This window comes from Catellatospora bangladeshensis, from assembly GCF_016862575.1.
In the GTDB taxonomy this organism is placed as follows: Bacteria; Actinomycetota; Actinomycetes; order Mycobacteriales; family Micromonosporaceae; genus Catellatospora; species Catellatospora bangladeshensis.
Window position 1 is genome coordinate 176,558 of record NZ_BONF01000010.1, and the last position, 11,957, is coordinate 188,514.

15 protein-coding genes are annotated in these 11,957 nt (G+C 73.4%); 9 read left to right on the forward strand and 6 right to left on the reverse strand.

Annotated features, from left to right (window positions below; translation table 11 throughout):
- Window positions 1–213 precede the first annotated feature (213 nt).
- The gene (locus tag Cba03nite_RS10000) at window positions 214–525 is read left to right on the forward strand and encodes an ArsR/SmtB family transcription factor (protein WP_203744473.1); all 312 of its coding nucleotides are present in this window, start codon (window positions 214–216) and stop codon (window positions 523–525) included.
- On the forward strand, window positions 522–923 hold the full coding sequence (locus Cba03nite_RS10005; RefSeq protein ID WP_239125611.1) for an SRPBCC family protein: 402 nt from the start codon (window positions 522–524) through the stop codon (window positions 921–923). Before Cba03nite_RS10000 ends, Cba03nite_RS10005 begins: the two co-directional genes overlap by 4 nt.
- 60 nt (window positions 924–983) lie before the next feature.
- Here the strand turns inward: Cba03nite_RS10005 and Cba03nite_RS10010 are convergent, their stop codons facing one another.
- Window positions 984–1,853: a calcium-binding protein gene (locus tag Cba03nite_RS10010; protein ID WP_203744475.1), complete on the reverse strand. Its 870-nt coding sequence runs from the start codon at window positions 1,851–1,853 to the stop codon at window positions 984–986.
- 212 nt (window positions 1,854–2,065) lie between these two features.
- Between Cba03nite_RS10010 and Cba03nite_RS10015 the strand changes: the two genes are divergently transcribed.
- Complete coding sequence (locus Cba03nite_RS10015) at window positions 2,066–2,533, forward strand: GNAT family N-acetyltransferase (protein ID WP_203744477.1); 468 nt, start codon at window positions 2,066–2,068, stop codon at window positions 2,531–2,533.
- 114 nt (window positions 2,534–2,647) lie between these two features.
- Here the strand turns inward: Cba03nite_RS10015 and hemC are convergent, their stop codons facing one another.
- Window positions 2,648–3,571: a hydroxymethylbilane synthase gene (gene hemC, locus Cba03nite_RS10020; RefSeq protein ID WP_203744479.1), complete on the reverse strand. Its 924-nt coding sequence runs from the start codon at window positions 3,569–3,571 to the stop codon at window positions 2,648–2,650.
- A 159-nt stretch (window positions 3,572–3,730) separates the two neighbouring features.
- On the opposite strand from hemC, the gene Cba03nite_RS10025 reads away from it, so the two are divergent.
- Complete coding sequence (locus tag Cba03nite_RS10025) at window positions 3,731–4,987, forward strand: SGNH/GDSL hydrolase family protein (RefSeq protein ID WP_203744482.1); 1,257 nt, start codon at window positions 3,731–3,733, stop codon at window positions 4,985–4,987.
- A 50-nt stretch (window positions 4,988–5,037) separates the two neighbouring features.
- On the opposite strand, the gene Cba03nite_RS10030 is transcribed toward Cba03nite_RS10025, so the two are convergent.
- Window positions 5,038–5,448, reverse strand: a complete 411-nt coding sequence (locus Cba03nite_RS10030) for a DUF4259 domain-containing protein (RefSeq protein WP_203744484.1) — start codon at window positions 5,446–5,448, stop codon at window positions 5,038–5,040.
- Between the two features lie 115 nt (window positions 5,449–5,563).
- On the opposite strand from Cba03nite_RS10030, the gene Cba03nite_RS10035 reads away from it, so the two are divergent.
- The gene (locus Cba03nite_RS10035; RefSeq protein ID WP_203744486.1) at window positions 5,564–6,406 is read left to right on the forward strand and encodes an ABC transporter permease; all 843 of its coding nucleotides are present in this window, start codon (window positions 5,564–5,566) and stop codon (window positions 6,404–6,406) included.
- A 6-nt stretch (window positions 6,407–6,412) separates the two neighbouring features.
- Here Cba03nite_RS10035 and Cba03nite_RS10040 read toward each other — a convergent pair whose 3' ends face one another.
- Window positions 6,413–6,820, reverse strand: a complete 408-nt coding sequence (locus Cba03nite_RS10040) for a phage holin family protein (protein ID WP_203744488.1) — start codon at window positions 6,818–6,820, stop codon at window positions 6,413–6,415.
- Window positions 6,821–6,975: 155 nt separating this feature from the next.
- Here Cba03nite_RS10040 and Cba03nite_RS10045 point away from each other — a divergent pair, with 155 nt between their 5' ends.
- Both Cba03nite_RS10045 and Cba03nite_RS10050 read left to right on the forward strand, forming a co-directional pair.
- Window positions 6,976–7,797 (forward strand): alpha/beta fold hydrolase, encoded by an 822-nt coding sequence (locus Cba03nite_RS10045; protein ID WP_203744490.1) that lies wholly within the window; start codon window positions 6,976–6,978, stop codon window positions 7,795–7,797.
- Window positions 7,798–7,810: 13 nt separating this feature from the next.
- Window positions 7,811–8,410 carry a phosphoribosylanthranilate isomerase gene (locus Cba03nite_RS10050; RefSeq protein WP_203744492.1) on the forward strand — a complete coding sequence of 200 codons (600 nt, stop codon included), beginning with the start codon at window positions 7,811–7,813 and terminating at the stop codon, window positions 8,408–8,410.
- A 31-nt stretch (window positions 8,411–8,441) separates the two neighbouring features.
- On the opposite strand, the gene Cba03nite_RS10055 is transcribed toward Cba03nite_RS10050, so the two are convergent.
- Complete coding sequence (locus Cba03nite_RS10055) at window positions 8,442–9,302, reverse strand: alpha/beta fold hydrolase (RefSeq protein WP_203744494.1); 861 nt, start codon at window positions 9,300–9,302, stop codon at window positions 8,442–8,444.
- A 137-nt stretch (window positions 9,303–9,439) separates the two neighbouring features.
- Here Cba03nite_RS10055 and Cba03nite_RS10060 point away from each other — a divergent pair, with 137 nt between their 5' ends.
- A complete protein-coding gene (locus Cba03nite_RS10060) occupies window positions 9,440–9,757 on the forward strand; it encodes a DUF3040 domain-containing protein (protein ID WP_203744496.1) in 318 nt (105 codons plus the stop codon).
- 228 nt (window positions 9,758–9,985) lie between these two features.
- On the opposite strand, the gene Cba03nite_RS10065 is transcribed toward Cba03nite_RS10060, so the two are convergent.
- The gene (locus Cba03nite_RS10065; protein WP_203744498.1) at window positions 9,986–10,549 is read right to left on the reverse strand and encodes a DUF1360 domain-containing protein; all 564 of its coding nucleotides are present in this window, start codon (window positions 10,547–10,549) and stop codon (window positions 9,986–9,988) included.
- Window positions 10,550–10,669: 120 nt separating this feature from the next.
- Between Cba03nite_RS10065 and Cba03nite_RS10070 the strand changes: the two genes are divergently transcribed.
- Entirely contained in the window at window positions 10,670–11,896 is a 1,227-nt protein-coding gene (locus Cba03nite_RS10070) for an ROK family transcriptional regulator (RefSeq protein ID WP_203744500.1), read from the forward strand.
- The last annotated feature ends 61 nt before the right edge of the window (window positions 11,897–11,957 follow it).

The window sequence follows — 11,957 nt, forward strand, 5'->3', positions numbered from 1 at the left end:
GTCCGCACCGCCGCCGGGTGGGGGGTCTCCGGCTGGGGTCACGGTGTGGACAGACAGGACGATCGCAGATGGACCCCGGAAGATCCAGACTTGATCAGTACGTCCGCATGAAAATCTTGTGAAATTCGATCCCTTGCCGAACGCCGCCCGCGGCGCGCGCAACGCGTCGGGAAAAGTTGACGCGTCGGAGATCTCCGACGTATCGTCGAGCGCGTGACCACCGACGTGTTCAGCGCACTGGCCAACCCGGTCCGCCGGCAGCTGCTCGACTCGCTGCGGGAGGGCCCGCGGGCGGTCAGCGACCTCGCCGGGCAGTTCTCGCTCAGCCGGCCGTCGATCTCGGAGCACCTGCAGGTGCTGCGGGGCGCCGGCCTGGTCCGCGAGGAGCCGCGCGGCCGCCACCGCTACTACCACCTGGAGCCGCAGCCGCTGGCCGAGGTCGGGCAGTGGCTGCACCCGTACGAACACTTCTGGCGTGAGCGGCTGCGGTCGCTGCGCGACGTACTCGACGAGGAGTTCTCGTGACCGAACCAGGCACCATCCACTGCGACCAGTTCCTGTCCCACGCGCCCGCGCGGGTGTGGCAGGCGCTGACCGACCCCGAGCTGCACGCCCGCTGGTGGGCGGCGGGCGACGTGCAGCCGGTCGTCGGCCACCGCTTCACCCTCGACATGGGCGGCTTCGGCCAGCAGCCGTGCGAGGTGCTGGAGGTCGTCCCCGAGCGGCTGCTGCGCTACAGCTTCGCCGAGGGCTCCCTCGACAGCACCCTGACCTGGCGGCTGGAGCCCGAGGGCACCGGCACCCGCCTGTTCCTGGAGCACAGCGGCCTCGACCTCGACTCGCCGATGGGCCGCCAGGCGTTCGAGGGCATGGGCCGCGGCTGGCCCGGCATCCTCCGCAACATGGAGAAGGCCATCGCCTGACCACGTCGGGAAGGGCACCTTCTTCATCGGAAAACGACAAGAAGGTGCCCTTCCTTCGGGTCAGGCCTCGCAGTTGACGGCGGTCTCCACGTTGGCGCAGATGTCGACGCCCGGGCCCGCGTCGCCCGTGTCGGCTCCCGCGCCGGCGTTGATGATGTCGGTGTACGCGAGATCGCCCACCAGCGTCAGCTTGTCCGCGCCCGTCTTGGCGTCGCCGTACACGGCGTCGTCGCCGTCGCCGCCGGTGAGGTTGTCGCGCCAGCCCGAGCCGCTGATGGTGCCGAGCGTCGCGCCGACGGTCTCGAAGTTGCCGTACACCACGTCGTTCTCGGTGCCGCCGGACACGGTGTTGCTGCCCGCGTCCACCGCCAGCGCGCCCTCCAGCTCGAAGGTCAGCGTGCGCGCGTCGCCGTAGAGGGTGTCGACGCCGGGACCGCCGAACACGCCGTCGTTGGCGAAGACCACCCCGGGCGCGACCAGCGTGACGACCGCGTCGATCGCGTCGCCGTAGATCGTGTCGTTGCCCTCGCCGCCGTAGATCTGGTCGTTGCTCCCGGTGCCGCCGGTCACCGCCGGGAACTCGACCGCGCCGAAGTCGCCGACCACCGTGTCGTCGCCGGGCCCGGCGAACACCGTGTCGCTGCCGCCGGCCGCCGCGACGTCGAGCGCGGCGGACTCGCCGTACACGGTGTCGTTGCCCTCGCCCGCGCAGATGGTGTCGTTGCCGCCCAGGCCGCTGATGGTGTCGTCACCGGCCAGGGCCAGGATCACGTCGTCGCCCGGGGTGCCGACGATGACGTCGGCCTCGGCGGTGCCCAGGTGGGTCACGGGTTTCTCGTTGCACATCGGCGCGGCGTGCGCGGGGGCCTGCACGGCGGCGATGCTCAGGGCCGCGAGCGCCACGGCCAGGGCGGTGCGTGCGATACGCATGGACTGTGCCTCCAGGTAGGTGGGATCGGACGAGGCCCCTGGCGCGGGCTCGGACACCACCCTCCAACGGCGGCACGCACGGCCGGGGCAATCCGAGATCAGATGCTATTGCCCCATTTTTCCCATTCCTGGGAACCACGCCGATCATGTCCTGACCTGCGTCTTCCGACCCTGCCGAGGTGACCCGGCACCGGCCTGGCAGGATGCGCCACATGATCACCCCTGCCGCGCCCGCCGTGACCCTCGTGCCCGTCGACGCCGCGAACTGGCGCGCCGTGGCCGCCCTCACCGTCAGCGAGCCGCAGCGGCAGTGGGTCGCCGACCCGGCGTACTACCTGGCGCTGTGCCACTACGGCACGGCGGGCTGGCAGCCGCTCGCGGTGACCGGACCCGACGGCACGGTGCTCGGCTTCCTGATGTGGACGGTCGACCCCGCCGACGGCGCGGCCTGGCTCGGCGGCATCATCATCGACACCGCCCACCAGGGCCGAGGCCTCGGCAAGGCCGCGGTACGCGCCGCACTCGACCTGCTCTCGGCCCACCACGGCCAGACGAGCTTCGCCCTGTCCTACGAGCCCGCCAACACCGCCGCCCGCCACTGCTACACCGCCGTCGGCTTCACCGAAACCGGCGAAACCGAAGACACCGAACTCGTAGCCCGCCTGAATCTCCCCGGCTGACCCGATTCAAGATCACGTCGATCTTGCGCGAAGTGTTGCCCTATTGCCCTTTTTGAGCGTGTCGCACCCACAACCCACGCAAGATCGGCGCGGGGTAGGGGTGGGGCGGGGGGGTCAGCGGAGATATGGGTCTAGGAGTTTGCGGGCGCCTAGGGCTAGGAGTTCTTCGGCGGCCTGGCGGCCGAGGGCGGGGGCGTGGGTGCGGTCGCCGGCGACGACGGTGTGCAGGGTGCGGTCGCCTTCGGGGGCGTAGACGGCGGCGCGCAGGGTCAGGGTGTTCTGGTCGAGGGTGGCGTGGCCGCTGACGGCGCTGTTGCAGGTGGCGCCGAAGCGGCGGAGCAGGGCGCGTTCGGCCAGGCCCGGGTCGCGGCTGTCGGGGTCGTCGAGGGCGGTGACCAGGGTGGCCGCCTCGCCGTGGACGCGGGTGGTGACGACGACGGTGCCGGCGCCGGTGGCGGGGGCCATGATCTCGGCGGGCAGCACCTCGGTGATGCGGTGCGCCTGGCCGATGCGGTGCAGGCCGCAGGCGGCGACGACGATCGCGTCGACGTCACCGGCGTCCATGCGGGCGATGCGGCTGTCCACATTGCCGCGGATCGGCTTGACGCGCAGGTCGGGCCGGGCGCGCAGGAGCTGGGCCTGGCGGCGGACGGCGCTGGTGCCGACGACGGCGTCGCGGGACAGTTCGGACAGGCCCCGGCCGTCTCGGCTGAGCAGCGCGTCGCGCACGTCGTCGCGGGGCAGGTAGGCGGCGATGTGCACGCCCTCGGGCAGGGCCACGTCGCCGGGGATGTCCTTGAGGCAGTGCACCGCGAGGTCGATGTCCCCGGCCTGCAGCAGCGCGTCGATCTCGCTGGTGAAGGCGCCCTTGCCGCCGGCCGTGGCGAGGCTGCCGGTCCACCGGTCGCCGTGCGTGGACACCGGCACCAGCAGCACGGTCAGGCCCGGGTGGGCGGCCTCCAGCCCGCGCGCGACGTGGCGGGCCTGCGCCAGGGCCATGGTGCTGCCCCGGGTCCCGAGGCGGAGGGTCGTCGTCACCTGAGGAACCCTAAGGCCCGGGTGTATGAACAGGCCGTGAAGCCGGGCAGGCGTGTCGCGGTGAAGGTTTCCTGCAGGTAACGCCGGAGTATTGACGCGCATCTCCAGTCATGGTCTTATCTGCGAACCGTTCTCACATTCGCTTTCGGAGGATCCACAGTGTCCAGATTCCGGCGCACGGCGCTGGCCGCCGCGGCCGCCCTCACCCTCGGTTCCGGCGCCCTCGCCGTCGCCTCCGCCCCCGCGACCGCCGCCCTGCCCACGGCGGCCGTCGCGATCGGCGACAGCTTCATCAGCGGCGAGGGTGCCGGCGCGTACAGCACGGTCGTCGACCTCAACGGGACCGCACAGGCGTTCCCCGGCTGGTCGGCGGCGAACAACAACGCCTACTTCTGCCACCGTTCCGCCAACGCCTCACTGCAGGTCGCGGCCCTGTCGGGCATCAACGCGCGGTTCAACCTGGCGTGCTCGGGCGGCCAGCCGCACGACATCGCCAACGCGTCGAACACCCGCACGAACGGCCGCCAGGTCGCCGCTCAGCTCACCCAGCTGCGTGCCGTGGCGCAGACCCACGACATCGACCTGGTGCTGGTCGGCCTCGGCTCCAACAACAGCTACTTCACCTTCGGCGACGTGGCGACGCTGTGCGCCAACCGGTTCATCGCCGACGCGTGGACCGGCTGGTGGGAGTTCTGGGCGTACCTGAACGGCCCGGTGCCGCAGGAGCCGTGCACCGACGCCGACCTGGCCAGCGCCGCCGAGGTCGCCTCGGCCACCACGGAGACCACGAACGCGCTGCGCCAGCTGATCACCACGCTCAACGAGGTGGACGCCGACGGCCAGCACCGGATCGTGTTCCAGGACTACACCAACCCGCTGCCCACCGACGTGTACAGCACGCTCGTCGAGGAGGACGGCCGCCAGGACGACCGGGACAAGTTCCGCGAGCTGGGCGCCGAGCGCTACGCCGCCGGCTGCCCGATCCACCGCGCCAGCCTCGCCCCCGGCCACCGCTTCTCGGCCAACCTCGGCGCCGTGGTGCGCAACTCGCACGCGAACCTGTCCGCCGAGTTCCCCGGCCAGGACCTGGTCTACCTCAACGTGCAGCGGGCCTTCGACGGCGCGCGGCTGTGCGAGAAGGCGGGCAGCCCGACCGGCGCGCTGGCCACCCCCGTGCGCATCATGGACGGCCCGAGCGGCACCTTCATCCAGAGCCTGTCCGGCTACGACAAGATCGCGATCCAGCGCTTCGCGAACACCTGCGGGACGTACTTCCAGACCTGCCAGGAGTCCTGGCACCCGAACGCGGCCGGCCACGCCGTCCTCGGCCAGTGCCTGTCCGCCGCCGCCACCACCGCCAACCGCACCCTGTCCTGCATCCGCAACGCCGGCACCGGCGCCCTCACCTTCCAGTAACGAAAGGAAGGGCACCTTCTTATCGGAATACGTAGTAGAAGGTGCCCTTCCTAACCTGCCAGGGCGCTACGCAGGTCGCGGACCACGGCAAGCGCGTCCTCGCCGCCGCCCTCCTCCCACGACTCGCGCCACTCGGAGTCGTCGCCCATGACCCGGTCCAGTGCCCGCACCGCGAGCGCCGCGACGTCGTCGGGGATCACCACGCTGCCGCCGTCGAGCAGAAAGTCCGGCGCGTACGCCGAGGTCAGCGGCTCGGCTCCGGGCCGCTGCGACAGCACGATCGCGGCCGCCGCGATGGCCCGCACGCCCTCCCGGTCGTCCAGGAAACCGGTCGTGTCCGCGGCCTCCGTCAGCGCCTGCCTGATCATCGCGAGCCGCTCGCCCGGTGCCGCGTCATCGAGAGCGCCGCACCAGTCGGCGGCGCTGTCGTTGTCGAAGGGACCCGTGTCCCATGTGCCCATCGCTACCTCCCGCGCCAGGTCGTGCCGGACGATAGCGGCCGCATGCGACATCACCGCGGGCGCGCCCGCCCCGGTCCGCGCCCCGCCGGCCGCCGTCGCTCCGTAGGCTGCGGGTATGTCCGTCACCGAGCAGCAGTCCAGCGGACCGGCCGTGACCGCCGCGCCCCGGCGGCGCGGGCCGCGGCGGGTGCCGCTGTTCCTGTTCGTGCCCGCCGGGCTGGCGCTGGCGTTCCTGGTGCTGCCGCTGCTCGGGCTGCTGCTGCGCGCCCCGTGGAGCACGCTGCTGGAGCACCTGGCGCAGCCGGCGATCCTGGCCGCGCTGCGGCTGTCGCTGCTCACCGCGACCCTGGCCACCGTGGCCTGCGTACTGCTGGGCGTGCCGCTGGCGTGGCTGCTGGCCCGCGTCGAGTTCCCGGGACGGCGCCTGGTACGCGCCCTGGTCACCGTGCCGCTCGTGCTGCCGCCCGTGGTCGGGGGTGTGGCGCTGCTGCTGCTGTTCGGCCGCCGGGGCCTGATCGGCTCCTGGCTCGACGAGACGTTCGGGGTGACGCTGCCGTTCACCACCGCCGGGGTGGTCGTCGCCGAGGCGTTCGTGGCGATGCCGTTCCTGGTCATCGCGGTCGAGGGGGCGCTACGCGGCGCGGACACCCGCTACGAGGAGGCCGCCGCGACGCTGGGCGCGGGGCGGTGGACCACGTTCCGGCGGGTGACGCTGCCGCTGGTCGCGCCCGGGGTCGCCGCGGGCGCGGTGCTGTGCTGGGCGCGGGCGCTGGGCGAGTTCGGTGCGACGATCACGTTCGCCGGGAACTTCCCCGGCCGAACGCAGACCATGCCGCTCGCCGTCTACCTGGCCCTGGAGACCGACCTCGAAGCGGCGATCGTGCTCAGCCTCATCCTGCTGGTGGTGTCGGTGACCATCCTGGCCGGGCTGCGCGACCGGTGGATCAGCAGCCCGTGACCCCGGTCACGGGCGGGTGCTGCGCTCGGACCCGGGCCACTCCGCCGCGGGCTTGCTGAGCCCGGCCGCGTCGGCACGCTGGCCGTTGACGGCGCGGCGCGGAGCCTCGCGGCGCCGGAGGCGGAACCGCCCGGCCAGCGCCAGCGCCACCCCGAGCAGCACCGACCCGGCGACAGCGCACAGCACCGCCAGCCACACCGGCATCACCCGGGACAGGACGAGCACCGCCGCCGCGGCCAGCACCGGCCCGGTCCACAGCAGCACGATCCCGGCCGGGCCGAGCAAGGCGCCACCAGCCTCGGCCGGGGCCCGGTCGGGCCGTCCCGCCTGCGCCAGCGTGTATTCGGCGCGGGCGAGGCTGATCAGCTGCTCGCCGCTCGGCTCGGCAGGCGGCCGGTGGGTCGTCTCGGACATCGGGCCACCTCCTCCCTGTAACACCAGACTGCCCTGTCTTCACTGTGCCGAACCACGTCCGGCGTCAATACGTTCCGCGGGTCACCCGCAGGTGTGAGTCCCGGTGCGGCGGCCGTCACATGATCGCGCACGCATGCCGTACTACGCTGGCCCGTATGCAGATCACCGCGCGGGAACTGGTCTTCGACGTGCAGGCGGGCGGCCCGGTGGACGGGCCGCCGGTGCTGCTGCTGCACGGCTTCCCCCAGCACGCCGGGGAGTGGGAGCTGGTCGCCTCGCGCCTGCACGACGCGGGCGCCCGCACGTACGCCCTCGACCAGCGCGGCTACTCCCCCGGCGCCCGGCCCGCCGACGTGGCCGCGTACACCATGGGCGAGTGCGTCGCCGACGCGGTCGCGGTGCTCGACGCGCTGGGCGTGGACCGGGCGCACGTGGTCGGCCACGACTGGGGAGCGGTCGTCGCCTGGCACCTCGCCGCCGAGCACCCCGCCCGGGTGCGCACGCTGACCGCGATCTCGGTGCCGCACCCCTCGGCGTACGCGAAGGCCCTGGCCACCGACGCCGACCAGCAGCGCCGCTCGGCCTACATCGGACTGTTCCAGCAGCCCGGCAAGGCCGAGGACCTGCTGCTGGAGCAGGACGGGCAGCGGCTGCGGGAGCTGTTCGCCGGCGTCCCGGCCGAGCGGGTCGAGCGTTTCGTCACCCCGATGCTGGACCGGGCCCGGCTGACCGGCGGCCTGAACTGGTATCGGGCACTGGGCCGCGGCCCGATGGCGGCCGGTCCGGTGCCCGTGCCGACCACGTTCGTGTGGAGCGACCACGACGCGGCGGTCGGCGCGGCCGCGGCGCAGGGCTGCGCGCAGCAGGTCACCGGCGACTACCGCTTCGTGACCCTGCCGGGTGTCAGCCACTGGATCCCCGACGAGGCCCCGGACGAGGTGGCCCGCGAGGTCCTCGCCCGCATGGCCACGGCCTGAGCCGGGGTCCGCGATGTTCGTCAAGATCTGCGGCCTGTCCACCCCGGACACTGTCGCGACCGCGGTCGGCGCGGGCGCCGACGCCCTCGGTTTCGTGCTCACCCGCAGCCCGCGCCAGGTCACTCCGGAGACGGCCCGCCGGCTGGCCGCCGCGGTCCCGCCGCACGTGCTGACCGTCGGCGTCGTCGCCGGGATCGGCGTCGCCGAGGCACGCGAGCTGGTCCAGGCGGCCGGCCTGCGGGCGCTGCAGCTGCACGGCGCCTACTCCCGCGCCGATTTCGCCGCCGTGGCCGACCTCGGGCTGACCCTGATCAGAGCCGTCAGCTACGAGGCACCCGACCTGCGGGTCGGCGCGTACGGCGAGGACCTGCTGCTGGTGGACGCCACCGACCCGGGATCGGGCGGCGCGTGGGACTACGCGACGCTGCGCGGGCGGGACCTGGGCAAGGACTGGCTGCTCGCGGGCGGGCTGGCCGTGGACACCGTCGCCGAGGCGATCCGGCAGTCCGCCGCGCCCGGCGTCGACGTGTCCAGCGGTGTCGAATCGTCCCGGGGCGTCAAGGACTCGGCTCTGATCAGGGAGTTCATCGCCGCCGCCAGACAGGCCGCCTGACCCTTCCCGCCCGGAGCAGGCCCGGCGTCCGTCAGCGGAGTCGCGTAGCGCCCGCCTGGCGCAGGTGGTCGAGCACCGTCGCGGTCTGGCCCACCACGGAATGACGGACGCCCGGCAGCACCCGGATGTCCGCGTGCGGCACGGCGGCCGCCATCCGCCGGGCGGTCTCGCGGGTGTCGAGCATGGCGTCGCGGTCGCCCGCGATGACCAGCACGGGCATGGCCAGCCCGCGCAGCGCGGCGTGGGGGAAGACCGGCAGCGGCTCCTTCCGGAACAGGAAGTGCTCGTCGGTGAGCACCATGCTGTCGAGGAAACGCTCCGCACCGGGCACGTCCAGGCCCGCGACCGCGCGCAGCGTCCGGCGCCGCCCCCACCGCCCGAACGGCCTGAGCAGCACCGCCTTCAGCAGCCAGCCCCAGCGCTGCCGCCCCACCCCGCCGGGGCACAGCAGCACCAGGCTCGTCACCCGGTCCGGCCGGCGGATCGCGTAGTCCAGCGCGAGCCACCCGCCGAGCGAGGCCCCGGCCAGCGCGGTCCGGCCCACCCCCAGCTCCCGCAGCACGTCGTCGAGCCAGTGGGCGTACGCCTCGGAGTCCAGCGGCGGGCGGGACGGGGCGCTCAGCCCCGGCTCCCCGATCATGTCGACCGCGTAGACGCGGAAGTGCTCCGCCCAGGCGGCGACGTCGCCCATCCAGATCGCCGCGTTGGTGCCCGACCCGTGGCACAGCACCAGCGGCGGCGCCTGCTCCGGCCCGGACACCACGACGAACGTCTCACCCTCCCGGGTCGGCACGCGCCGGTGCTCGCACGGGACGGGCCACTCGCGCAGCATCTGCTCGTACTGCTCCCGTACCCGCCGGCCGCCGGCCTCGCTCCGGTAGATCCGCGTCATCACTTCCCCTTCTCACGCATGGTCGTCAACGCACCTTAACGCGCCACGATTAGGGAGTGTTAGAGAATTTTGGGGAATGTTGCGGAACCCACTCGGGTCGCGTGCGGTCGGCTTGCCCGCCACGGCGATGATGGTCGATGAGGGTCGATCACGGGGGTGACGCGGTGGAGCTGGACCCCGACGACGAGCGCAGACTCGCCGAGCTGGAGGCGCGCACCAGCGCCGAGGACCCCTGGTTCGCGCTCGGGCTGCGCGCCGGCGAACCATGCCCGCCCGCCGAGTACCGCCGCCACCGCAAGCACCGGCTGCGGCTGCTGCTCGCCCTCGCCACCAGCGCGCTGGCCATCACGGCGTTCCTGGCCGGTTCACCCTGCGGCGGCATGATCGCCGCCCTCGGCGCGGTGCTGGCGCTGGTCACCATCCGCGACGGCTTCTTCAGCCCGCCGTCCGCCTGACCCCCCGGACGCGGATCAGCGAGCGCATCGCTGCGCTCGCTGCACCATCTCCGGCAGGCGCCTGCGCGCCAGGCGGGGTCTGTCGCTTGTGCACCGTCTTCGGGTCGCGCTCGGGGCGCTTTCCACGGGTGCCGCCTCCAGGACCAGGCATGTCCGCTGTGGTGCCATCTCCGGCCTCCCTCGTCTGCAGACCTGGGACGTTCCCCGCAGACCCTGGCGGCAAACGGATCAGCGCAGCTCAGCAGGCTCGAACCCGGCCGGCAGCGGGGCGGGCGCCGGCTTCGAGCCGCCCTCGGCGTGCCGGTGCGCGATCGCGTACCCCAAATGCAGGAAGTCGGCCCCGGCCACCGCCGTCAGCGCGGTCGCCACCAACCGGGTGAACCGGGGCGCCAGCACCAGCCCGCCGGTGAGCCCGGTCGCCATCCACATCGACAGGCAGAACGGGCAGCTGACCAGCTCGCCGAAAGCGTGCCGGGCAGGGCCCGCCTCGTCGCGCACCTCCTCCTGCACCTCCCCCGCGCCGATCGGCTTCTCATAGCGGGTGAACGGGGCGCGCAGCGGGCTGGTGACCGCGTCCTTGGACAGCAACCGGCTGGCCTTGTACGTGGCCGCGGTGATCAGGAGCACATCGCCCACGCCCGGCCGGGGTAGCGGGCGGCGGCTGAACCGCGCCGCCGCGACCAGCGCGCCCACCGCGACGCCGTACCCGGCGAGCAGGCCCAGGTACCCCTTCAGCGGGCGCCGCGCGCCCTGTGCGTACTCCTCGTGCAGTGCCTCTAAGCGATCGGCCATTCTCCGCAGGTTCCCCACCGCGCCCCGGCCAAACCGCCCCAAGCCGACTTCCACCGGCCGCGGCCGGTCACGTATGGTTGATCCTTCCACCACCTGCACCCGCCTGCCGCCGAGGTCTCGATGCTGAGAAGCCCGACGCTGCCCGGGGCCGAGCCCGCCACCGAGGACGCCCCCCGGCAGAATCTCGGCGCGCTCCTGCAACAGGTGCACCTGCACGGCCCGCTGTCGCGCGCCGCGCTCGCCGAGCGGATGAACCTCAACCGCAGCACGATCATGGCGCTCACCACGAAACTCAGCGCCGCCGGGCTGGTCCGCGAGCAGCAGCCCACCGGCGCGGGCCGCTCCGGCCGGCCGTCCCTGGTCGTCACCCCCGCCGCCGCACGCGTCTACGTGCTGGCCTTCGACGTCGCCGTGGACCGGCTGGTCGCCGCGCGGGTCAGCCTGGGCGGCCGGATCGAGGAGCGCCGCGTGGCCGTACGCTCCCGCTCCGGCCCGGACCTGGCGGCCGTCGTGGACGTGCTCGCCCGGTTCGGCCGCGAGCTGCACGACGCCGCCCCGCCCGGCGCGATCTGCGTGGGCGTCGGCGCGTCGTACTGCGGCATGATCCGCCCCGGGGACGGCATGGTCCGCTACGGGCCCTACCTGGGCTGGGTCGACCAGGCCTTCGGCACCGAACTCGGCGAGCGGCTCGGCCTCGGGCTGCCCGTCGCCGTCGGCAACGAAGCCCACCTCGGCGCACTGGCCGAACACCGGCGCGGCGCGGGCGTGGACGTCGACAACCTGATCTACCTGCACGGCGACGTCGGCGTGGGCGGCGGCATCATCGTCGGCGGCGAGGTCCTCGACGGCGAGGCCGGCTACGGCTGCGAGCTGGGACACATGCTGGTCAACCCGCACGGCGGCCGCGCCTGCTCGTGCGGGGCGCGCGGCTGCCTGGAGGCCGAGGTGGGCGAGCGCGCGCTGCTCGACGAGGCCGGGCGGCCCGCCGGCCTGATCGGGCGCGACGCGGTGCGCGAGGTGGTCCAGGCCGCCGGGCGCGGCGAGCCCGCCGCGCGGCACGCGGTGGCCGTCGTCGGCGACTGGCTCGGCATCGGCGTGGCCAACCTGATCAACCTGTTCAACCCCGGCGTGCTCGTCTTCGGAGGCATGATGCGCGACGTGTACCTGGGCGCGCAGGCGCAGGTCCGCGACCGGATCGCCGCCCACGTGCTGCCCGTCTCCCGGGAGCGGGTCCGGCTGGCGGTCGCCGCGCTCGGCGACGACACCACCCTGCTCGGTGCCGCCGAACTCGCCTTCACCGACCTCCTCACCAACCCCCTCACGGTGATGGCCCGCACCGTCACCTGACGGCCGCTGCACCTTCCCCGAAACTGCAGCCCGAAGCCCGGCCGGCGGTGCAGTTTCCCCG